Source organism: Paenarthrobacter ureafaciens (assembly GCF_004028095.1).
GTDB classification, from domain to species: domain Bacteria; phylum Actinomycetota; class Actinomycetes; order Actinomycetales; family Micrococcaceae; genus Arthrobacter; species Arthrobacter ureafaciens.
The window spans coordinates 539,707-560,058 of sequence record NZ_SBHM01000007.1 but is presented as its reverse complement, the minus strand read 5'-3'; the positions used below and the strand labels follow the sequence as shown (position 1 = coordinate 560,058).

The following is a 20,352-nucleotide window of genomic DNA, read 5'->3' as shown; positions in this document are numbered from 1 at the left end:
GCGGAACATGGACAACTATTGGGGGTTGGAATTGGCGCTGAGTCAGCAACAAGCCATCGCGGCGGCTGTAGATCAATGGGTTACGGGCATTCCGGGACGGATCCCGGGCCACACCGTATTCGTGGAAAACGCGGGGCATTCTTCCTATGCGAAGGAGATCGCAGAGGACGGCTCGGTGGTCCTGGTGATTGATGGCGACGCCGACGATCCGGACCTGGTCACCGTCAAGGGCCGTTATGACGAGTCAGGCGAAGAACTCCTGGTGGACGGATCCCTGAGCATCGAAATTCAGGACTACCTGGCCGTCCCGTTCATCAGCCTTGTGGGTCCTACAGTCATTCGCTTCGCAGGCCAGGATGACTGGCAGTCGTTCTTCGACGACGCCGATGAAGCCCGCAGCTCCGGCCACTTTGTCCGCCAACTCAGCGAAGTCAACGCGGTACTGTCTGAGCGTGCCCTGCTTGCCGGGCACGGAAACGCAGACTCGACGCTGGCCAGGATCCACATCACCGCCAACGGGACCATCCTCAACGGGCCCAGTGGAACCGTGATCGGCTGGGTCGGCGATGAACTGCAGGACATCCGGGCCAGAGCGATGCCGCTCAAGCCCGAGTCCTCGATAGCCTCCCTGACCCACGCCCCTGAGGTCGTGGCGGCCCTCAACAACAGACCATGGGTTCCGCGCTATTTGGCCGCACTGGATGCGTGGAAGTTCATCGGTCCAGAGCAACGCGCTGGCACCCGCCTGGTGGGCTTCGGGTTGAGTCTGTACGGTGCCCCCGACAGCCACGGCCTTCCGCTGCCCAATGCTCCTTTCATCCTGGAACGGGAGGGGGAATACAAGCTTCTTGATACCACCGCCGGGAGGGTCTTCACCATCGGCCGGGACGCTGCCGTCCTCATTGAAGCCATCTCCAACCTGAGGGGCGTGGAGGCTGCCGCAGGCGTCGCCGCAGTCTCCATGGGCATATCGCCGGAGCTCGCGAAATCATCGGCGGAAGCCGTCGTGGAGCAGCTGGGCCACCTCGGAATCGATCTCCTGGGCGGCCACTGATGACCCGAACAAGCCTTCCCCTCTGGGTGCCCTTGGTGGAGCAGCGGGACTTCAATCCTGACACCCATACGGCAGTAGCCGCCGACGGCGTTCACGTCACCTTTAGGGACGGCCAACGCCGGCTTTGCGCGAAAAGCGGGCTCTGGAACGCCAACCTGGGATTTGGAAACCGGGCGATCGCCAAAGCAGTGGCCGCAGCACTGGAGAGTGCGTCCTACCTGCCGCTGTTCCGCAGCGCACACACCCACGCCATTGAGGCCGCCGAAGCACTGCTGCAGCTTCCGGCACACCCCTTTGGGAAAGTCATTTTCTCAACCTCCGGAAGTGCCGCCAACGATGCCGTCATGAAGCTGGCCAGGCAGTACTGCATAGTGATCGGTGAACCCGAGCGGAAACTGATTGTCGGCTTGCGGGGCAGCTACCACGGTCTGACGTATGGCAGCCAGAGCCTCAGCGGGGACGATCTCGGGCAGCCCCTCTATGGTGTGGACACCCGCAACATCCGGCACGTCAGGTTTGATGACGGCGGAGCCGAGCTGGAGAACCTGATGCGTCGGGAGGGCCACCGCGTGGCAGCCGTTGTAGTGGAACCTGTGCTTGGCTCCGGAGCCGAGGCCGTACCCGCAGACTTCATCACGGCCCTCCTTGCACACAGGGAGGAACGGGGCTTCCTGCTGGTGGCCGACGAGGTAGCGACGGGTTTCGGCCGGATACACTCCTGGTTCGTTACGGACGAATGGCCGGAAGCGCCGGATGTCATCGTCACATCAAAAGGCCTCACCAACGGGACCAGTGCCTGTGCTGCACTCCTGGTGGGCACCAAAGTCACGGAGACGTTTGACCACACCGGAGCGGTCTTCGTCCACGGTGAAACCCAAGCCGGCACACCTGCCGCCTGCGCAGCGATTCTTGCCACGATTGGGGAAATGGCACGGGTGGGCCATGAAAGGCTCACACGCAACGTCAGTGTGGGGCTCTATGAACTGATTCGAGACCTTCAAAGCATCGACGGAGTTGGCGAATCAACCGGCCGTGGATGCATGCGGGGCCTCAAGCTGTACTCGGACAACGGGGTGCCGCTCCACGCACGGGCGACGCTCGCCGTCGTGAATCGCATTCATGGCGCTGGTGCCATTGTGCAGCCTGGCCCCGGACGCATCCAGCTCCTCCCTGCCCTGACCTATATGGAGGAGGACTTCCAGGAGCTCCACACTGCAATCGCGCAAGGAATCCGTGCAGCTCGCAGGGACGGGGTCTTCGCATGATCGCGGACAGAACGTGGAAAACGCGTTGCGTCATTTTGGCGTCCGGAATGAGCCCTAAATACGTGGGTTCACTGACCCGCGGACGCGTGGGGCTTGTGATCGACGCAGCCCTCGTCGCGCATCAAAGCACGCTGTTGGACGGTGACCTCCGGGGAGTGGCCGGCCTGGCACTGGATGCAGTTCCCGTCAGTGTAGGGACGCTGCGTGAGGTAGTGGGGTTCATCCAGGAACACCGGCTGGACACGGTGGTGGCGCTGGGCGGGGGATCGATCCTGGACGCGGTCAAGCTCGCCGCTATGTTCTCCGCCGATCCAAGCCTGGCAATCTTCGTGGAACGCCACGCGAAGCGCTCCGGACTCTTGGTACTGCCGCCTGTTCCCTACACAGGCAAACGACCCAAAACCGTTCTCCTCCCGTCCACAGTGGGGACCGGCGCGGAAGTCAGTGCGGTTGCGTGTCTGGATACCGCCGTCGGGCGGCGCCTGCTGGCGTCACCCCAGTTGGCCGGAGACGTAGCAGTGCTCGACGCCGGCCACCTCGCCACCCTGCCGCGGAGCCTGGTACTGGAAGGACTGCTGGAAGCCTTCATGCGTGTGGCCGGAACCATGGCGGGGAGCGCGGCCAGCATGTTCGACGACGACGGCCACCACCTCCTGGCGCGGATCGTTCGCTTGGGAGAGCACTTGAGGAAAGAGGACTCGCCCGAGAATCGCCTGCTTGTTGCCCGGCTGAGTATGGAAACCCACACCGGCTGGTCGTTGACGGGACGCAACCCATACGGCGCCAAGCATTGGTACGTGGCCAACGAACTGGCCTACCTGACCGGCGCCCGGAAGATGGCTGCAACCGCGCCACTGATTGCGCCCATCTGGGAGGAAATCGAGCGGGGCAATTTCCCGTGGGGTGACGCCGACCGGCTTCGCAGGCTTTGGTCGGCGGCAAACAGCGAAGAAGCCTTCGACGTGCGTCCCTCCAAAGGTATTGCCGAACTCATTCACCAGTGGGACATCCCGAGGTTGAGCGGCTGCAGCGAAGGAACCATCAAGGATGCCTCCACTGCCGCCGTCCGTAACTGGGGCGGAGTGCTCCCCATGCTTCGCGGCATTGGCGCGGTCCAAATCCAACACGTCCTGCGCGCAGCTCTCACCTGAGCCGCGCCCCACTGCTTACCGCTCGGCACCTGCGGTAAGGCATTACCCACCGGCAAGGGAAAGGAGGTGACTACATGATCAGCACTGCACACAGGCCCTTGGATCTTGGGATTCAGGAGCTGGAAACCATCGCTGTACCGGATGACTGGAGCGAAAGGATCCACGGCATCACCGTTGGCCTGGCCATCATCACCATCACCGTCGGCATCACCTGAGATCCCGTCAACTCAGCTGGCACCCCGTCCAACAAGCACAGAAGGAGGTGAACATGCAGAAGCAACTCAATCTTTCCATCCAAGAGCTTGAGGCCTTGGACACCCCTGACTTCAACAACTGGTTTATCGGCGTATCCCAGGGAGTGGCCCTGGGACTCATCGCCGTCGGCATCACCTAGCCAATGGCGACTTCATTAGCCGCAAGCAACAGAAAGGAGGCAGGCATGACACTTCAACTCCAGGTCGAAGAACTCGAGAACCTCGACACCCCGGATGAAACCCCCTGGTACATGCGCGTTGGTGACGTGATCATCATCGCCGGCGTCGTCGTCGCAATCGCGACGACCTAGCCACCCCCAAGCCGCGCACGCGGGTGGTTTCCTTCCTCGACTGCCCGCGTGCGCTCCCACCACCTGCCCAAGGACACTCTGATGAACCCCGCTCCTGACAAAACCGCAGACGCCATCCTTCGCATCCTTGGACATATGGACCCGCCTGAGGACCTTTACAGCGTCTCCGGCTCGCGCCTCTATGACCAGATCACCGAGAACGACCTCACGGAACTGCCTGAAATCCAAGCCGCCGCACGCAGGACCACGGGCCCCATTCTGGAACTGGCGGCCGGATCAGGGCGCATCACGCGTGCCCTGTTGCCGCTGGGACGTCCGGTCACCGCCGTCGACTCCTCTCCGGAGATGCTGGAGATGCTCCGCGCGAAAATCCGTACCATGGCCTTCAACCCGCGGCAGGCGGAGGTGGAACTGCTGAACGGTGACATGTCCCGGTTGGAGTTCGACGGCGGTTACGGTTGCGTCGTGCTCGGTGCCAGTTCCGTGACTCTCCTGGACAGGGAAGAACGCAGACAATTATTCCGGGCGGTCCGCACCGCGATGAGTCCCGGTGGCCGTTTCCTGCTCACAGTCCTCAACGCGGACAGTCACCAAGGCGCGGCACACTACGACGGCGAACCAACAGTTTCGGCCCTGGGGGAGGACGCCTTCCTGATCACCGCAGAAAGCAGGGACGCCGTCAACGGCTCCCGCCGCGTGACCATGATTCATGTTCGCTTCAACGAAGGCGGGACCTATCGGTCATCCGCGTACGCAAGCGACGTCGCCTTTGTCAGCAACGCGTTGATCGAGGAAGAAATCCTGGGTGAGGGCCTGAAGGTCCTTGAACGCAGGCCCGTCCGCATCGCCAACCCGAATCCCGCGTTGAAAGACATCGAGCTTTGGGTGTGTGGACTGTGAACCTGGACCCCATACTGACCCTCGACCCCGCGCTGGGGCTGGTCTCCGAGTCCACGGTGTACCCGCCCAACGACGTCGGACTCTGGCGGACCGTGGCGATGCTCGCCAACGGCGAGATCACCGAACAAGGGTTCGCCTCCGCCGTCGGGGCTTTCGATGTCAGCCGACGGCGGTCGCTGATGAGGGGCGCCGGCGAGGCCGTGGAGCGTTACGCGTTGGTGCCTGCGTCAGCCGATGCCGATCATCTGCACGTGCAGAACGACGTTGGGCGGCGGATCGACTTTGTTACCGGAGGGCTGGGCCGCGCTTCAGCGCTTGCCTGTGATCTTCCTTGGTACCGCGCTACGAATCTGCTCACCGGGGGAGAGTCCCGGGTTCCGGGTCCGGTTGTTGATTATTGCCCCGGCGCTTCCACGGTCTCCGAATGGGACCGGTTGTTTGACCCCTCGCCCAACGGTGCTGCTTCGGGGCCTTCCCAGTCCTTCGCCCAGGCATCCGGCCTGGCGGAGGTCATTGAGCGGGATGCGTTCCTGACTTCCTGGTACTCCGGGGCGCCCCTCCAAAAGATAGACATCCGCAGCCTGCCGGCATCACCCACGGCCAGGAGTCTCGCTATGTTGACGGAAGCAGCGTTGGCCCAGGGCGTGGTGTTCACCCTGGCCCTTGTCCCGACCGCAGCGCCCCTGGTAGTGGCTGCCTGCTTTATTACCGGCGCAAACGAATCAGCTCCCTTCGGCGCCGTGGGACTTAAAGCGGCCGCCGGTCCAGGTTCAGCGCTGCTGGGAGCCATGCAGGAGGGATTGCAGATACGGGAGCTGTTCCTGTCGAGACGCCCTTCATCTGACGCCGGCGGTTCGGTCACCGATGACGCCTCGCGTGCGGACTTTTGGAATACCGCTTCAGCCGTTGCACGGCTGGAGGAATGGGTCCGTTCCTTTCCGCCGACTCCGATTCCTGAGGGGTTCGACGTACCGGGGGTTAACCACCTGGCGGCGTACTTTGCCGGCCGGAACATCAGCCCTCAATGGGTGGACCTGACCCATAGGCTGCCCGCCGCCATCAGGAACCACGGCTGGCATACGGGCAAAGTGGTGTGTCCCGGCGCCGTGCAACTGTCCATGGACGAAACCAAAAGTTTGGCCCCACACCGGCCAGGTATTGTCCGCTCGCAAACCATGCCCCATCCGCTGATATGAAGGGCACAAGGAATCGCGCCGAGCCGCAGTGGCCGGTTCGGCTGGCGTCCCATGCTTCCATTGAGCCACCAGCAGACGACGTCGGCCCATGGATCGTGGCCCTCGACGGAGTGCCGAGGGCACGGATCTCGCAGGACGTGGCGTCCGTGCTCAAGGAACTGGACGGTGAAAAGGACGCCGGTCAGATAGCACTGACGTTGGGTGCTCCCTGGACTGCGTCTGATGTGGGAAGCGTGGTGGAGCGAGTTGCGCCGACCGGAATTTTCGACGCCGGATCACGGAGAAACGCACCGCGAAGAGTCCAGTTCCGTGCCCCTCTGACAGTTCAACTGACGCTGTTCGATCCAAGCAGCGTGCTCCTTGCCCTCCATCCCGTTGTGACGTTCCTGCTCCGCAGGGGGTCGTTGGCGCTGCTGGCCATAGCCCTTCTGGGAGGACTCCTCGTCGTGAGCTCAGCCGGGCCGGAAATCGTGAGGCTCTTCTCGTCTCCGCTCCCTTTGCCAACCTACCTTGGCGTGGCGGCAGCAATGTTTGCCTCAACCCTGCTCCATGAGCTTGGCCACGGCTTGGCGCTGTCCTACTTTGGGGGCAAACCCCGACGCATCGGCATCATGCTGTTCTACCTGTCTCCGGCGTTCTTCTGCGATGTCACCGATGGCTGGCGGCTCGCCTCCAGGAAACAACGCGTGATGGTGGCCCTGGCCGGTCCTTTGGTTCACGTTGGATTGGGTAGCTTGGCGCTGTGTGGCCAGGCCTTCATGGCAACTTCTCCGCTCAAGGATGGCCTGCTCCTCTACGGAGTGCTTTGTTACACGGTCGCCCTTCTGAACCTCTTCCCGTTCATCAAACTGGACGGATACGTGGCCCTAATGTCTGCGTTGGACATACCCCACCTGCGTCGTAAGTCTCTGGCTGCTGCCGAGGAAGTTGTTGGTCGCTACGCTCTTGGCACCACCGTGCAGGTGCCGCGCTCCGGCTTCCTCGCGCTCTTCGGACTAGCCAGTTTCGCCGCTGGAATCTGCTTTGTGGTGGTCGGTTGCCAACGCCTTGTTCCGGTCTTCCTGCAGATCGGAATGGCGGGTCATGCGACGGTGGCCTTGCTGATCGGGCTCCTGGCGGTACTGACGGTCAAAGGCATCGTTCGGTTCTTCCGCACTGCCGCCGCGAATGGCAGCACCCTTTGGCGTCGGACCTTGGCCTTGCTTCTTGGCGCTGGTTTGACGTCGGCCGTGCTCGCCACCGTCCCGGTGTCATCTGTACAAGCAGCAGGATATTCGTTGGAAGCAGGGCAGTTGAGCATCGTTTTTCCCAAGGACTCGAAGTTGCCGTCGATCGACGCAGGGGACAGGGTCAGCCTGCAGACGCAAGGAACAGTAGTCCACACAGAACTGGGGCTGGCCACTATAGGTTCCGTGCCGCCGTCGGAAGCCAACGCCCCACTGGAGAGCATTGCGCCGGTGACCCTGCCGGGCATAACCGTTCCAGTCATTGCCTACGACGCCGACATCCGGGCTGCGCATGTTGACCTGCCCGCCCATGGTCGCGCAGAGGTGACCAGCAACGTCCGAACCACCCTGGGGGAGTGCCTCTGGACTGCAGTGACGTCATCTCCCCTGTGGCCGGAAAACGCGGGAAAGGAAAACAGATGACCATTCATGCGAGTTTTCACGGATTCACCAAATGGCGTGGAACGCAGCTTGCCGTCGAGGACCTTACCTTTGATGTTCCTGCTGGCCGTGTTGTGGGGCTGATCGGCCCCAATGGTGCTGGGAAGAGCACTGCGCTCGCAGGACTTACGGGGCTGCTGGATCCGACGTCCGGCCATGCGAGGGTGTTCGGCACCGACTATCGCTCACTGAACAGGCCAGCCCGCAGGGTTGGCGTCAATCTAGATGGGATGGACGTGGAGGACGGACTGACCGGCCGGCGCCACCTCCGTATCTGCCAGATGGCCGCCGGGGTGGGCAAGGTGGATGTGGAACGCGTCCTTGCCCAAGTGGACCTGACGGCGCAGGCCAACAGGAAGGTCAAGGACTACTCACTGGGCATGAAGCAGCGGCTGGGGATCGCTTCGGCATTGATTGGCAACCCGGAACTCTTGGTTTTGGACGAACCGGCTAACGGATTGGACCCCGAAGGTATCCACTGGCTGCGAGGCTTCCTCAGGGACTTTGCTTCCACTGGTGGGAGCGTCCTTGTCTCAAGCCATCAGCTGCTGGAGCTGGAGCAGGTTGCCGACGAGGTAGTAGTCCTGAAACGGCGGATGTTGTTTCAGGGATCTCTCGACGAGGCAAAACGTGTGGGGAACGGAAGCCTTGAGGCTGCCTACTTCAGGATCCTGGAGGGTGCGCCGTGATGGGCATGCTGCGTTCGGAGTTGTTGAGGTTTTTCAGTGGCTATTCTTTTCTGGGCGTACTAGGTTTCAGCATCCTTATTCCGTGGTTCGTCAGCAACTTCCTCGGCTGGCCGAGGACCGCCGGTGGCCTGACCGCCGTCGAGAACGCCAGGATCTTCTGGGCTTTGGCGGCAACCATGGCAATTGTGAGTGTATTCGCGGGTAGCTACGTAGTGTCACGGGAGGCCTATTACGGAACACTCAAGCGCAGTGTGGTGATGTGCGGCCTGACCCGGCTGGTGCTGATCAAGTACGCTGCTGCCGTTGCTGTGGCACTGATCGTTGCCTTGGCGGGGACTGGACTGTGGGCAGCGAGCCTGATGCTGTGGTCCATACCCGAAGCCCGGGCAGGAGTGCTGGTTCCCGATGCCTGGCGGTTTCTTCCGGGCGTCCTGCTTGCCTCGGTACTCGGTGGGGTATGGGGTTGTTCGCTTGGCTGGATCATCCGTCACTACTACGCCACCACGGTAGCGGCGATGTTGGTCCCGTTAGCCGTGGAATTACCCCTGCTGGCAAATTCCACCGAGGTGGCCCGCTGGCTTCCTTCCGGTGCCTTGGCCGGGATCAGCTCGGTGCCGTTCGAGGGCTTATTGCCGCCCATTCAAGCGTCCTTGGTCTTCCTGGCGTGGATTGCCCTTTCGGGCATTGGCGCGGTGTTGGTACTCGGCCGGAAGGAGCTCTGAGTGTTTCCTCCGGGATCCGTCTTGTCCGCTGAGCTCAGCAGACCCTGGCTGTGGCGGGGCGCGGGTATCGCTGCACTCATTGCGGTTGGCCTGATTGCCATACCCATCGTTTCCAGCTTGGCACATGAGGTACGTGTCGGTCAGCTGGGCGCTGCCCTTCTGGGACCGGCGCTGTCGGTGATGCTCACGGTCGGGGCGGTGCTGGGATCCTTCGCCTTTACGGTCGACTTCCGTCGTGGCTCCTTGCACCGGAGGGTCCTCCTGTTCAGCCGAGCACCGATCTTTGCATCCCGGGCAGCTTCCACATTTCTTGCATCGATGCTCGCGGGCGGCGCAGTGGGAACAGTGCTGGTGCTCATCATGCTCCCGGTCGGCGGACACCCAACCAACTTCTTTGCGGCCGGGGCGTTTGCGGGCGTCGCTGCTGTGGGTTCCATGTGGGGCTTTGCCGTCGGATCCCTTGTCCGTAACCATCTGGTGGCATTCTTCGTGGTGCCGTTGACGCTTGCCCTCCCCGAGTTCCTTTCTGGTGCGGGGCTAACCACCGGCTTCTTCTTCCCGGTGCTGACATCGGAGTGGTCCACCAGCGTTGCAGAAGGACGCATCAACTCCATGCCGCTCCTGGGGTCGCTGTGCTGGCTGGTGCTGTTGCTCGGCTCCGCCGGGGCCGTTTTCTCCCACCGCGACCTTCGCTAAACCCCCTCTGCCGCTGGACCTAAGCCGCGAAAGGAACGAACCATGAATCACAGATCACTCGTCTGGCTCATGCTTGCCCTACTCTTGGGCGCTTATGCCGTGTACGCCCTTTTCTCCAATCAAAGCGGCTCGGTGTGGCCGTTACTGACGGGGGTCATCTGCTCTCTGGGCGCTCTTGGAGCACTATGGCGTTCACGGGAGGAAGCCAGAGCGGACCGTGAATAGGCCTGCCCTGGCTTCCCGGGTTTCAACCTGTAGGACTACTTGGACTTCGGGCCCTTCCCGTGGCCATTCGACGGCTGGTCACCGGACGAAACCACCATGGCCGATCCACCACCCCGCCGCTCCGGCTCCGCCACGGCAACGAGCTTGCCATCTTCACCGAACTCGATGGCCGTGGCAGCACCAATCTCGGCTGCGGATGTGAAGGCGTCTCCGGCCGGGACCAGTTCGTGGCCAAGGGCGGTGAGCTGGGATCCATAGCTCTGTATGAAAGCCGGTTCGGCTGTCACCGTTACCGTGTTTCGTTGGGCTGCCCGGGGAGCTGCCAGGGCTTCCGAGATGTCCATGCCCAAATCGACCCGGTTCAAAATCGTCTGAAGCACGGTGGTGATGATCGTTGAACCACCCGGCGAACCGAGGGCCAGGAATGGCTTGCCCTCATCCAGGATGATGGTGGGTGACATCGATGACCGTGGCCGCTTGCCTGGTTCAATACGGTTCGGGTCCTCGGGGTTGTAGACCGTGCTGAAGTCCGTCAACTCGTTGTTCAGCAGGAATCCCCGACCCGGAACAACAATGCCCGATCCTCCTGTTTGTTCGATTGTCAGCGTGTACTCCACCACGTTGCCCCACTTGTCAGCGACCGTCAGGTTGGTAGTGGAGATGTTCTCGGTGTCCGTCTCATCAGCGAGCGGCGCAGCGGAAGCCGGGCACGCGCCGTCGTAATTCTCTACGTCCCCGGGTTTTACAGGCTTGGTTGCCGCCGCCGTCGGGTTGATCAGGCAAGAGCGTTCCTTGCCGAAGGCCGGGTCCAGCAAGATGTCCGTAGGAACATCAACGGACGCGGGGTCACCCACGTAGGCGCCACGGTCGGCGAACGCCAGGGCGCTCGCCTCGAAGTAGTGGTGCAGGGCGTCTGCTGGCTGCATTTCGCTGAGGTTGTACGGCTCAAGAATGTTCAAGGCCTCGCCGACAGTGGTGCCTCCGCTGCTCGAGGGTGCCATTCCATAGACGTCGTAGCCGCGGTACTTCATGTGGGTGGGATCCTGGTTCAGGACTTTGTAGTCGGCCAGGTCCTGGGCAGTCATGAAACCTACAGGCACAGGCAGGGTGGGTTCCGCTACCTTGGGCGGCGCCTGGACCGTGGCAGCGATTTCCTCAGCCAGCGGGCCGTTATAGAACGCGCTTGTCCCCTCCTTGGCAAGCAGGCGGTATGTTGCCGCCAGCTCGGGGTTCTTGAAGATACTTCCGACGGCGGGAGACTCACCGCCGGGGAGGAAGAGTTGCTGTGTGGAGGTGAAGTTGCTGAACCGTGCCTTGTTGTCCTCGGTCTGCTGACGGAAAGTCTCATCCACCACGAAGCCGCGGTTGGCGACCTTGATGGCCGGTTTCAGGGCCTCGTCCAGGCCCAAGGTTCCCCACCGTTCCAAAGCGCGTTCCCATGTAGCCGCAGTACCGGGAACACCAACAGAGACGCCGCTGGTGACCAGATCCGGCGTGAATTTGTAGGGCTCGCCGGTAGCAGGATTGATGAACGCATCATGGGGCATTGCCGCAGGTGCCGTTTCGCGGCCGTCTATGGTTCCGACTTCACCGGTCTTGGCGTCGTAGTAGACGAAGTAGCCGCCACCGCCGATGCCGGCGCTGTAGGGCTCAGTTACGCCGAGGGTGGCAGCAGCAGCGACCGCTGCGTCGGCCGCGTTGCCGCCCCGCTTCAATACTTCGATGGCCGCTGCGGATGCCTCCGGATCCACCGTGCTGACGGCGCCGCCGTAGCCCGTGGCCGTGGGGTTCTTTTCGGTTTGCCGGGGGTCCGCAAAAGCCGGACTGGCCACTGCTGCGCTGCTTACACTAAGTGCCAACGCGGCAGTGGCCGCGGCAAACTGACGTCTCTTAAGTCTCATGGTGTCTCCCAGAAATTACCCAGAGTTTGTTGAGGGTTGGCGGTCCGGCCACCCTACTCCGGGGCTTCGGGAGGGACAACGGTTGACTCCCGGCTGGTCAGGGGCTAAGTGAGGGGCCCTTTCCAGAACCCGGAAAGCCCGCTGGCCAGGCTTTTTCCTTGCTCAAAGCCTGCCACCGCTGCGGCCGGACGGAGGGAGAAATCCATGGCGTTGGCACCGAACAGATGTTCCGACTCAACGGCGGGGAGAATCGTCTCCACTTGGTTGCCGCCAGCTCGCAGAACCTCGATGTGGGAGGCGAGGTCCTGCTTCCACGCTTCAGGAGTCCGGGTTCGACCACCGAAAGGCGAAAGGACCAGCACTCTCCTGAAACCAGCCGCAAGGTCCGCATTTTCAGCGTTGGAGCGGTAGCCGCCGTCGATATAGTCTGCGCTGCCAATCCTGTACGCGAAGCCGCTGGCGCAACTGGCTGCAACGGCGTCAACCAGGTCCACCCCGCTGCTGTTGCCGAACTCGACAGGTTCGCCGGTGCCTGCATCAACGGTTGTGATGAGGATTTGCTGTTGCGGCCATTCCTGCCGGGGAAGTCTGGCCGCCACCGTAGCGCGCCATCGTTCCTGTGTGGAAGGGTCCAACGCGGCTTGCAGTTCGAGCGCCGCAGCCCCCATCCGGCGTCGCATGTCTGCAGGATCCGCGGAAGAGGCGATGATCCGGGCAGTCCGTTCCATGTGGGCAGATACGTCCCTGCCTTTGGCGGGCGCCGAGGTCCGGCTGGCGGGAGCTTGAACGGTTGCGGCATACAACTCAGCGATAGGAGCGCCACTGATTTGGGCGGCAGCGGTTGAGCCGGCCGATGTGCCGATGGTGAGGTCGGCGTTGGTGACATCGAGGCCCGCGTCCGCCAGGCCGGCGATGACGCCGGTCAACCAGGCATTGCCGGTGGAACCTCCGCCACCGAGCACCAAGGCCCGGGCACGCGTGATGCCTTGGGAAAGCGTTGTGTTCATGGGAGAGCCCTTCACGAAAGAGGATTGGCGCTCCCGGTGGCGACTACTTGCGTCGCGGAATCGTGGGCTGCGGGGGAGCGCCCATTGCGGATACTGCGTACATGGGTCTCACCTCCTGCTTGGTTCTCACGATCATGGGAATGCTAGCACTGCCGGGCTGGGAGCGGGAGTGGGCGTGGGACGCGAACATCACATCGAGCCGACAGTGCACAAATATATTCCGCGCGGGGAAGTATTTTGTATGCACAAAAGACTTCCCCTCGCGGTAGTCTTCTGTCTATGGTATCGACTTATCTCACAACCGCAGAAGTCGCTGAACGTCTTCACGTGAGCCAGCGGCAGGTGCGCAATATGGTGAGCCAAGGTCACCTGAAGACGCTGCGGGGTGGTGGATTACTACTCATCAGCAGTGATTCGTTGAACCGGGCTCTCCATAGACCGCGGGGGACCGGTCGAGCATGGAGCTCCAAGACAGCCTGGGCGGCAATAGCGCTCCTGAGCGGTGAGGCGGCGCCATGGTTGAATCCCCACGAGCGCTACCGCTTGCGAACATCGTTGCAGGGCCGCAGCGTCGAGGATGTCATGGTTGCGGCCCGGAAACGGGCAACGGTCAGAACGTTTCGGGCGACGACGGAAGCTGTTGGGAAGTTGCAGGAACACGTGCTGCCTACAGGCGGAGCGGCAATGCGGGCAGCCGGTATGGGGGCTGTGTTCGGTCTCTCCGGTGGCGACGGTTTTTTGGACGGTTACGTTCCGGTGGGTACGGCAGACGAAATGGCCGCGGCGTTCCACATGGAGGAATCAGAGGACGGCAATGTCACGCTACGGGAGATCGACTTTGAAGAGGGACTCCGCAACGGAGTTCCTGTAGCTGCCATTGCCCTGGATTTGGCTGAGTCAATGGCAACACGGGAGCAGTCAGCCGGTAGGAGAGTCCTGCGGAAACTCTTGCAAGACTACGCAATCCGTGGCTGACCGCCTTCACGCAGATGTACCTCAACAGGGTTTCCTGCGGACAGTACCAAACTAACCGCTGCCAACCTCGCCCGCTAAACCACCAGCCGCAGCGGCCGCTGCCCTGCCTGCACTGTGATTTCCTGCCCCCATGAGGCGATCAGCCGGTCATCTTCCATGCCGTCGCCGAACACCACCAGTTGGTCCGATGCGACGGTGATGCGGAGGACTTCGCCGGCTTGCAGGAGGCCTTCAGTGAGGGAAGCTCCCGTAACGGGCGACGGCCAGGCTTCGCGGACAAACCACGCAAGCGTCGGGTCAGTCGGTGCGGGCAGGGCCCTGCCGCCGCGTTCCAGTGCGATTGAGGCGCACCAGCCGGTGGCTCCGGTGCCGGTGGAGACGATCAATCCCGATGAGGACTGCCGCTCGGTTTGACCACCGGAACTTGTAAAACTTGGCGCCGTCAACTGGTACCTGGCGGACTGGTGGGAGGCGTGCCCCACGAAAATCTCGTTGAGCGCCGAAAGCTGCTGCCCGTCGTCGAGCGTTGCCGTCACGGTGGTGAGGTCCAGGCAGCGCAGGCGGTTCGGGTCGCCGGCGCGGATCATGGCCGCTGCCGCCGCGGGCGTGTGCCGCACCAGGACGCCGGGATTGGCTCCAGGCTCCGGATCCACGCCGATGACCGGTTGCCCGGAAAGGTACTTGGCGGCATTGGCCACCAGACCGTCCTGGCCCACGGCCACGATGATGTCCTCTGCTGTCAGGAGGAAACGGCTGAGGTCGGCCCGCTCCACTTCGGCTTGCCGCCATTCGGCCGGGACCGCTCCCCGCACGGTGGCGAGGGCTGCGGTGAGGTGGTCGTGGCGTTGCTGAACTTCTTCGAGGCTTCGGCCACGGGTCCGGAGGAAGAACTCAGCCTGTCCGCGGGTCGAGTGGCGGTCCAGGAGTTCCTGGAGTTCGGTACGCCTGTGAACGATGACGATGCGTGGAGTTGCCATGGTCTGATCCTTACTTGGCGGCCGGTGCCGGTGCTTGTCCGTTCTGATCCTTGAACAGTCCGGCCAGGGCTCCGCTCAGGAGGTCCGGGGTGATGGTCAAGTTGCCGATGTTCGGCAGCGAACCGGCTGCGTCCCGCAGGGCGAGGGCAAGCAGCGTGGACTGTTCCATGCCCCGGTAGACCTCCATGGTGGCAGCTTCACGTGCGGCAGCTGCTTCACCCACCAGCCGGATCTGGTTGGCTTCGGCCGCAGCGCCGATGCCCTTGCGCTCGGCCGAACCCTGGGCCTCGATGAGGCCGGCTGCGGCCTTTTCCTCCGCTGCCCGACGGGCGTTAACGCCCTCCTGCGCCACGAGGTTCTCGCGCCGAACGGCCAGTTCGATTTGGCTGGCCATCTCGTTTTCGGAGATGGTGCGTTCACGTTCGACGGCGACCGCCCGCCTTTCGTAGACAGCCCGGTCCGCTTCGGCTTGCAGCTGTTCGCGGACGGGTGTCTGCAGGGCACGTTCGACGTCGGACTCGGGTCGGACTGCCAGGACCTGCACCCCGAGGATTTCGATGCCGGTGGATTGCAGCCGGGCGTCTGCGCGGAGGGCTTCGGTGAGCACTATCCGCAGCTGGCTGACGCCGCGTTCCAAGGCTTCGGCCAGGGTGGTGGCGGCAATCTGGTCGATCGCGTGGCTCTGGCAGAGCTGCCCGATGATGGTGGAGACCTGCTCGCGTCCCGTTGCCGGCGCGGACCCCGGTGTTTGCAGGCCAAAGTCGAGCCGAGTCGACACCGCCACAGGATCCACGAACCGGTAGGTGACGTTGGCCTGCACTGTGACGTCCTGGTGGTCCCGGGTAATGGCGTGGAAGAGGGTGGGGAGTTCCTGATCATCTACCGGCACTTCGCTGAGCACGGAATTCACGGGCCGGAACCAGAACGCCTGGCCCACTCCTTGGTGCTTCACCGCGCCCTTTTGCAGGTGCACGACGTAGCCGGTGGGGCTGCCGAGGAAGTGGCTGATCCAGGGGTATCGCTTGATGGTTGCCATGATGCTCCTTGATTTGAAGAGTTATCGTCTATCTGACGATAACCACACTCTAGGGCGCTGGAACTATTAATGTCAACATGACGATAAATGCCGTAGGATTGCCGCATGACACAAGCTGTTCCAGCACCCGCGAGCTTCCCCGTCACGGTGGACATCGTTGCCCTTACCGTCCGCGGCGGTGAGCTCTGCGTCCTCCTCATCACCCGCCTCATCGAGCCGTTCCGCGGACGGCTCGCCCTCCCCGGCGGTTTCGTCTTGCCCGGCGAGGACCTCGTGGAAGCAGCGATCCGCGAACTGGGCGAGGAAACCGGCGTCGAACGTTTGCCAGGCTATTTGGAGCAGTTGGCGAGCTACGGCCCCAAGGGTCGTGACCCCCGTGGCGACGTCCTCACCGTGGCGCACCTTCTGCTGGCGCCCGACTTTCCCGTCCTGTCCGCCGGCAGTGACGCCGAGCAAGCGGCGTGGTATCCGGTGGAACGCGTGGCCAATGGCGAGGTGGATTTGGCCTTCGACCATGCGCAGATCCTGGAAGATGCCGTGGAACGGGCCAGGGCCAAGTTGGAGTACTCGCCTTTGGGCGCGGCGTTCTGCGGCGAAGAGTTCACCATCGCCCAATTACGGGCCGTCTACGAGGCCGTTTGGGGGACCCGCCTGGACCCGCGAAACTTCCATCGCAAGGCCACCGGCACGCCCGGCTTCCTTGAGGACACAGGGCGCATGACCGCGGGCGATGCGGGCAGGCCGGCGGCACTCTTCAGGCTCGCGGAGGAGGCGCGTTCGACGGCGGGGCACCCCACCCGGGCGGTGCTGAACCCGCCGTTGATGCGCCCGAGGGTGTAGGCGGGGAAACGCATTGACAGGGCGATCCGCCTCGAAAAATGTTCGGCATCAAATCACTTCGCCAAAACACAAAGCGTGCTTATTATGAAGCTGTGCACGTGCTTCCCGTAGTGGTTGCTCTGTTTGAACCATAGCCATTATGGGTAGGTACGGAATAAGGAGAACATTCTCCGTTGGTGCCCGTTGGTATGGGGTGGGACTTCATTTGGGGTCCCGGCGGATGCCTTCCTAACTGGACAGAAATTTGTTTGAAGGGATGCGTAGCTACATGAACACACTATTGATCATCGCCGGAGTCATTGCGATCATCCTGCTGCTGGTGGGTGGATTCAACCAGGCCCTAAGTTTCCTGCTGTGGGTGGGAATTATCCTTCTTGTTCTTGCCCTCATTGGATGGGTTTTGGGACGGGGGCGGTCGCGCGTATGACCTCGGACCCAGTGGAATCTGGGGGCCTTAGCCACATCCATGACGGAGTAACAACCCCTGGCCATCCGATCCCGCGGGATCTCGGAACACCGCTCGCCAGCGCGCAAGTGCCGGCGGACGGTGGGGCCGGGGGAGATCCGGACGACGCTGCCGACGCCGGAGCGAACAAGTCTGCTACTCCGCCGGGACCTGCTGAGGAAAAAGATGCAAAGACTGCGGACGACCGCAGCTTAACTACTGAACCTAATCCGACGGATTGATCGGGGCTTCGAAGCCGTGGGTGGATAATCGCCCACGGCTTCGCCCATAATCCGCCCGGTTCCGGGTTTATCCATTCTTTTGATTGAGGTGGAAAATGCGTATCGGATCAATTCTCGGGCTGATCGTAGTGGTGTGGTTGGTCGTCGGTGCAATAGCTGCGGGGCAGCGGGGATATTACAACGCGCCACCGGCGCAGTGCTCACAGTTCGCCACGATCGCCCTCAACATTGTTGCCGGACCGCTGAATTACACGGGGCTTGATCCGCAAGGTGGATGCGAGGTGCCGCAGCCGTCGTGAGCTGCTTGTGGAAGCATGCTTTCAAGGTGCTCCTGACATTCGCGTTGCTGGTCGGAGTCGTTTCCGGCTGCTCGGAAAGTCCCTCGACGCAGGCCCTTGAGGGGCCAATGAAAGACGCCTCCGCTGCTGTCAGGACCACGGCCATGGCCGTGGAGCTGCGGCTCAAGGGCCACACGACGGCGGCGGCCGGCTCAACTGCGGCTGACGACATGCTGAAGCAGGTCGACTCAGCTACCAAGGACGTCCAAGGCACGTCTGCCAGTAACGGAGATGACCAGGACCTCCGGGATGACGTTCTTGCTGCCTTCGCAACAATTTCCCGTGCGTTGATCCACGCCCGTGATGCCCTGGCGGCGCCGCAAGGCGGCCCCGAAGAGGGCAGGATCGGAAGCGACCCATCCCACTTGATGCCCGTGCTCGATGAATTGCACAGGGCCTCGGACCAGCTCGACGCCCTCATGACCAAGGCCGGCATACAGTGAAACGGCTCCTCGGTGTTGCGCTCGGCATCCTGACAGCGATCGGGGGCTTCGTCGACATCGGGGATTTGGTCACCAATGCCGTGGTGGGCTCGCGCTTTGGGCTCTCGCTGGCGTGGGTGGTGCTTGTGGGAGTAGTAGGAATCTGCCTCTTTGCCAACATGTCCGGCCGGGTTGCTGCGGTGTCGGGAAGGGCCACATTCGAAGTGATCCGGGAACGGATGGGAGCCCGCGCCGGGCTGGCGAACCTCGGTGCTTCCTTCCTCATCAACCTCATGACGGTCACTGCCGAAATAGGCGGCATTGCCCTGGCCCTGCAATTGGCAAGCGGCGTTGCCTATCTCTTGTGGGTTCCCGTGGCTTTGCTGGCTGTGTGGCTGGTGATCTGGCGGGTGAAGTTCAAGATCATGGAGAACGTCACGGGCCTGGTGGGACTCTCACTGGTGGTCTTTGCAGTGGCTTTGTTCCTCCTCAAGCCGGACTGGGGTGCCTTGGCCTCCCAGATCTTTACCCCCTCTGTTTCCCACGAAGAGAAGGCCGGAACGTACTGGTACTACGCCATTGCCCTCTTCGGTGCGGCCATGACCCCGTATGAGGTTTTCTTCTTCTCTTCGGGTGCCGTGGAAGAAAAGTGGAAGGTGAAAGACCTGGCGCAATCGCGGCTTAATGTCCTGCTGGGCTTCCCTCTTGGCGGTTTCCTTTCGCTCGCAATCGCCGGGTGCGCCGCCGTCGTCCTTCTCCCTGCCGGCATCGGCGTGACGACGCTGTCGCAGGTGGCTGTGCCGGTAGCGCAAGCGGGCGGGCAAATCGCTTTGGCCGTCCTGATTGTGGGCATCGTAGCGGCAACGTTCGGAGCGGCATTGGAGACGACGCTTTCCAGCGGCTACACCTTGGCGCAGTACTTCGGCTGGTCGTGGGGGAAGTTCCGGCGTCCGGCGCAAGCAGCACGGTTCCACATGTCCATGATCGTGGTGCTGCTGGCGGGAGTGGCGGTGCTGATGACAGGGGTCGATCCGATCCTGGTGACGGAATACTCGGTGGTCTTCTCGGCCATTGCCCTCCCGCTGACGTACCTGCCCATCCTGATCGTGGCAAATGACCCCCAGTACATGGGCGAACACGTCAATAAGCGGCCGGTGAATATTGCCGGAATGGTCTATCTGGTCATCATCCTGGTGGCGTCGATTGCGGCGATTCCCCTCATGATCGCTACCGGAGCGGGGGCGTAATGGCAAAGAACCGAGGGCTGGATACGAGCCGTTTGAAGCCGCCACCACAACCCGCCGGGTTGGTCCTCGACGCGCAGCTGCATCTGCTGGACCGTCAGGTTCTGGACATCGACGACGTACCCGTCACCACTGTGGACGACATTGAGTTGAGCGGCCCCGAACCGTACCAGCCGATCCCGCCGGGTACCGACCCGCCGGTTATCACTGCGCTGCTGACCGGGCCGGTGCTGGGTACGCGGATCTTTGGCGGCAGGCCGCCGTCGAGCCGGCTGATCCGTATCCCGTGGGACGTTGTGTCAGGCGTGGGGACCGTCATCTCCGTGGGGGTCCGCTCGGATTCCCTGGACGCGTCGTGGGTGGAGCGCTGGCTGCGGAACCACGTCATTGGCCGCATTCCGGGAGGCCGCCATGATCCTGACTGACATGCTGGGAATTGACGTGCTGGACAGCAACGGAAAGCGGCTCGGCGAGGTGTCGGACGTCCGTTTCGCGCTGGATGCTGCTCCCGGCCCGCTGCTGAGCAAGGCGCGGCTGGTGGGGATCATTGTCAGTCCCCGCACGGCGTCGTCCTTCTTGGGATTCGAGCGGCAGAACCTCACCCAGCCGTGGCCGGTAGCCCAACTGCTCCGGTGGCGGCACCGCGGTTCGTTCCTGGTGCTGTGGGAGGACATTGCGCTGATGGGGCCGAAGTCCGTGCGGCTGCGGTCCGACTTCACCCCTTACGAATCCGGCCTGACGTGGTAGCCGATGAAGTGAAGAAGTACTAAGTTTACTGACTAAGGCCTTTCGGCA

At 62.6% G+C, this 20,352-nt stretch carries 24 protein-coding genes and 1 pseudogene; 21 read left to right on the top strand and 4 right to left on the bottom strand.

The window, feature by feature from the left end; genetic code table 11:
* The first annotated feature begins 25 nt into the window (after positions 1–25).
* The 12 genes from mpaB to AUR_RS06710 all read left to right on the top strand — a co-directional run bounded on the left by mpaB (position 26) and on the right by AUR_RS06710 (position 9,905).
* Complete coding sequence (gene mpaB, locus AUR_RS06750; protein WP_241650879.1) at positions 26–1,054, top strand: daptide biosynthesis RiPP recognition protein; 1,029 nt, start codon at positions 26–28, stop codon at positions 1,052–1,054.
* Positions 1,054–2,319 carry a daptide-type RiPP biosynthesis aminotransferase gene (mpaD, locus tag AUR_RS06745; RefSeq protein WP_128397091.1) on the top strand — a complete coding sequence of 422 codons (1,266 nt, stop codon included), beginning with the start codon at positions 1,054–1,056 and terminating at the stop codon, positions 2,317–2,319. The genes mpaB and mpaD overlap by 1 nt, the downstream gene beginning before the upstream one ends.
* A gap of 47 nt (positions 2,320–2,366) precedes the next feature.
* Positions 2,367–3,470 carry a daptide-type RiPP biosynthesis dehydogenase gene (mpaC, locus tag AUR_RS06740; RefSeq protein ID WP_241650878.1) on the top strand — a complete coding sequence of 368 codons (1,104 nt, stop codon included), beginning with the start codon at positions 2,367–2,369 and terminating at the stop codon, positions 3,468–3,470.
* A gap of 74 nt (positions 3,471–3,544) precedes the next feature.
* Entirely contained in the window at positions 3,545–3,685 is a 141-nt protein-coding gene (locus tag AUR_RS20260) for a hypothetical protein (protein ID WP_021473492.1), read from the top strand.
* 53 nt (positions 3,686–3,738) lie between these two features.
* A complete protein-coding gene (locus AUR_RS20710; RefSeq protein WP_021473491.1) occupies positions 3,739–3,864 on the top strand; it encodes a daptide-type RiPP in 126 nt (41 codons plus the stop codon).
* A 45-nt stretch (positions 3,865–3,909) separates the two neighbouring features.
* Positions 3,910–4,035 carry a daptide-type RiPP gene (locus AUR_RS20705; RefSeq protein WP_021473490.1) on the top strand — a complete coding sequence of 42 codons (126 nt, stop codon included), beginning with the start codon at positions 3,910–3,912 and terminating at the stop codon, positions 4,033–4,035.
* Positions 4,036–4,116: 81 nt separating this feature from the next.
* Entirely contained in the window at positions 4,117–4,935 is an 819-nt protein-coding gene (gene mpaM / locus AUR_RS06735) for a daptide-type RiPP biosynthesis methyltransferase (protein WP_062098001.1), read from the top strand.
* On the top strand, positions 4,923–6,131 hold the full coding sequence (locus tag AUR_RS06730) for a YcaO-like family protein (protein ID WP_128397239.1): 1,209 nt from the start codon (positions 4,923–4,925) through the stop codon (positions 6,129–6,131). The genes mpaM and AUR_RS06730 overlap by 13 nt, the downstream gene beginning before the upstream one ends.
* Positions 6,128–7,780 carry a daptide biosynthesis intramembrane metalloprotease gene (gene mpaP / locus AUR_RS06725; RefSeq protein WP_062097997.1) on the top strand — a complete coding sequence of 551 codons (1,653 nt, stop codon included), beginning with the start codon at positions 6,128–6,130 and terminating at the stop codon, positions 7,778–7,780. The genes AUR_RS06730 and mpaP overlap by 4 nt, the downstream gene beginning before the upstream one ends.
* Complete coding sequence (locus tag AUR_RS06720) at positions 7,777–8,487, top strand: ABC transporter ATP-binding protein (RefSeq protein ID WP_062097995.1); 711 nt, start codon at positions 7,777–7,779, stop codon at positions 8,485–8,487. The genes mpaP and AUR_RS06720 overlap by 4 nt, the downstream gene beginning before the upstream one ends.
* Complete coding sequence (locus tag AUR_RS06715) at positions 8,487–9,209, top strand: hypothetical protein (protein WP_062097993.1); 723 nt, start codon at positions 8,487–8,489, stop codon at positions 9,207–9,209. Before AUR_RS06720 ends, AUR_RS06715 begins: the two co-directional genes overlap by 1 nt.
* Positions 9,210–9,905 carry a hypothetical protein gene (locus tag AUR_RS06710; protein ID WP_062097991.1) on the top strand — a complete coding sequence of 232 codons (696 nt, stop codon included), beginning with the start codon at positions 9,210–9,212 and terminating at the stop codon, positions 9,903–9,905.
* 260 nt (positions 9,906–10,165) lie between these two features.
* On the opposite strand, the gene ggt is transcribed toward AUR_RS06710, so the two are convergent.
* Entirely contained in the window at positions 10,166–12,031 is a 1,866-nt protein-coding gene (ggt, locus tag AUR_RS06705; protein ID WP_062097989.1) for a gamma-glutamyltransferase, read from the bottom strand.
* A 104-nt stretch (positions 12,032–12,135) separates the two neighbouring features.
* Positions 12,136–13,038, bottom strand: a complete 903-nt coding sequence (locus tag AUR_RS06700; RefSeq protein WP_062097987.1) for a patatin-like phospholipase family protein — start codon at positions 13,036–13,038, stop codon at positions 12,136–12,138.
* Between the two features lie 279 nt (positions 13,039–13,317).
* On the opposite strand from AUR_RS06700, the pseudogene AUR_RS20810 reads away from it, so the two are divergent.
* Both AUR_RS20810 and AUR_RS06695 read left to right on the top strand, forming a co-directional pair.
* Positions 13,318–13,461: pseudogene (locus AUR_RS20810) on the top strand (helix-turn-helix domain-containing protein); the annotation flags it as partial.
* 96 nt (positions 13,462–13,557) lie between these two features.
* The gene (locus AUR_RS06695; protein WP_241650877.1) at positions 13,558–14,013 is read left to right on the top strand and encodes a hypothetical protein; all 456 of its coding nucleotides are present in this window, start codon (positions 13,558–13,560) and stop codon (positions 14,011–14,013) included.
* Positions 14,014–14,087: 74 nt separating this feature from the next.
* Here AUR_RS06695 and AUR_RS06690 read toward each other — a convergent pair whose 3' ends face one another.
* The gene (locus tag AUR_RS06690; RefSeq protein WP_062097982.1) at positions 14,088–14,990 is read right to left on the bottom strand and encodes a diacylglycerol kinase catalytic domain-containing protein; all 903 of its coding nucleotides are present in this window, start codon (positions 14,988–14,990) and stop codon (positions 14,088–14,090) included.
* A 10-nt stretch (positions 14,991–15,000) separates the two neighbouring features.
* Entirely contained in the window at positions 15,001–16,026 is a 1,026-nt protein-coding gene (locus AUR_RS06685) for an SPFH domain-containing protein (protein WP_062097980.1), read from the bottom strand.
* A 105-nt stretch (positions 16,027–16,131) separates the two neighbouring features.
* On the opposite strand from AUR_RS06685, the gene AUR_RS06680 reads away from it, so the two are divergent.
* From AUR_RS06680 to AUR_RS06655, 7 genes are all read left to right on the top strand, one after another.
* Positions 16,132–16,866, top strand: coding sequence for an NUDIX hydrolase (locus AUR_RS06680; protein ID WP_062097978.1), 735 nt, complete (start codon positions 16,132–16,134; stop codon positions 16,864–16,866).
* Between the two features lie 268 nt (positions 16,867–17,134).
* Complete coding sequence (locus AUR_RS20255) at positions 17,135–17,293, top strand: hypothetical protein (protein ID WP_017200690.1); 159 nt, start codon at positions 17,135–17,137, stop codon at positions 17,291–17,293.
* A 355-nt stretch (positions 17,294–17,648) separates the two neighbouring features.
* The gene (locus AUR_RS06675; protein WP_082694519.1) at positions 17,649–17,852 is read left to right on the top strand and encodes a hypothetical protein; all 204 of its coding nucleotides are present in this window, start codon (positions 17,649–17,651) and stop codon (positions 17,850–17,852) included.
* A gap of 26 nt (positions 17,853–17,878) precedes the next feature.
* Complete coding sequence (locus tag AUR_RS06670; protein ID WP_128397089.1) at positions 17,879–18,334, top strand: hypothetical protein; 456 nt, start codon at positions 17,879–17,881, stop codon at positions 18,332–18,334.
* The gene (locus tag AUR_RS06665; RefSeq protein WP_062097974.1) at positions 18,331–19,560 is read left to right on the top strand and encodes an Nramp family divalent metal transporter; all 1,230 of its coding nucleotides are present in this window, start codon (positions 18,331–18,333) and stop codon (positions 19,558–19,560) included. The genes AUR_RS06670 and AUR_RS06665 overlap by 4 nt, the downstream gene beginning before the upstream one ends.
* On the top strand, positions 19,560–19,982 hold the full coding sequence (locus tag AUR_RS06660) for a hypothetical protein (RefSeq protein WP_062097972.1): 423 nt from the start codon (positions 19,560–19,562) through the stop codon (positions 19,980–19,982). Before AUR_RS06665 ends, AUR_RS06660 begins: the two co-directional genes overlap by 1 nt.
* Positions 19,969–20,304 (top strand): PRC-barrel domain-containing protein, encoded by a 336-nt coding sequence (locus AUR_RS06655; protein WP_062097971.1) that lies wholly within the window; start codon positions 19,969–19,971, stop codon positions 20,302–20,304. The genes AUR_RS06660 and AUR_RS06655 overlap by 14 nt, the downstream gene beginning before the upstream one ends.
* Positions 20,305–20,352 lie beyond the last annotated feature (48 nt).

Bases quoted from the DNA above. Each gene is read 5' to 3' on its own strand.
- mpaD (WP_128397091.1), top strand. From the start codon at position 1,054: ATGACCCGAACAAGCCTTCCCCTCTGGGTGCCCTTGGTGGAGCAGCGG.
- mpaC (WP_241650878.1), top strand. From the start codon at position 2,367: ATGAGCCCTAAATACGTGGGTTCACTGACCCGCGGACGCGTGGGGCTT.
- AUR_RS20260 (WP_021473492.1), top strand. From the start codon at position 3,545: ATGATCAGCACTGCACACAGGCCCTTGGATCTTGGGATTCAGGAGCTG.
- AUR_RS20710 (WP_021473491.1), top strand. From the start codon at position 3,739: ATGCAGAAGCAACTCAATCTTTCCATCCAAGAGCTTGAGGCCTTGGAC.
- AUR_RS20705 (WP_021473490.1), top strand. From the start codon at position 3,910: ATGACACTTCAACTCCAGGTCGAAGAACTCGAGAACCTCGACACCCCG.
- mpaM (WP_062098001.1), top strand. From the start codon at position 4,117: ATGAACCCCGCTCCTGACAAAACCGCAGACGCCATCCTTCGCATCCTT.
- mpaP (WP_062097997.1), top strand. From the start codon at position 6,128: ATGAAGGGCACAAGGAATCGCGCCGAGCCGCAGTGGCCGGTTCGGCTG.
- AUR_RS06720 (WP_062097995.1), top strand. From the start codon at position 7,777: ATGACCATTCATGCGAGTTTTCACGGATTCACCAAATGGCGTGGAACG.
- AUR_RS06715 (WP_062097993.1), top strand. From the start codon at position 8,487: ATGGGCATGCTGCGTTCGGAGTTGTTGAGGTTTTTCAGTGGCTATTCT.
- ggt (WP_062097989.1), bottom strand. From the start codon at position 12,031: ATGAGACTTAAGAGACGTCAGTTTGCCGCGGCCACTGCCGCGTTGGCA.
- AUR_RS06700 (WP_062097987.1), bottom strand. From the start codon at position 13,038: ATGAACACAACGCTTTCCCAAGGCATCACGCGTGCCCGGGCCTTGGTG.
- AUR_RS06690 (WP_062097982.1), bottom strand. From the start codon at position 14,990: ATGGCAACTCCACGCATCGTCATCGTTCACAGGCGTACCGAACTCCAG.
- AUR_RS06685 (WP_062097980.1), bottom strand. From the start codon at position 16,026: ATGGCAACCATCAAGCGATACCCCTGGATCAGCCACTTCCTCGGCAGC.
- AUR_RS06680 (WP_062097978.1), top strand. From the start codon at position 16,132: ATGACACAAGCTGTTCCAGCACCCGCGAGCTTCCCCGTCACGGTGGAC.
- AUR_RS20255 (WP_017200690.1), top strand. From the start codon at position 17,135: ATGAACACACTATTGATCATCGCCGGAGTCATTGCGATCATCCTGCTG.
- AUR_RS06675 (WP_082694519.1), top strand. From the start codon at position 17,649: ATGCGTATCGGATCAATTCTCGGGCTGATCGTAGTGGTGTGGTTGGTC.
- AUR_RS06660 (WP_062097972.1), top strand. From the start codon at position 19,560: ATGGCAAAGAACCGAGGGCTGGATACGAGCCGTTTGAAGCCGCCACCA.
- AUR_RS06655 (WP_062097971.1), top strand. From the start codon at position 19,969: ATGATCCTGACTGACATGCTGGGAATTGACGTGCTGGACAGCAACGGA.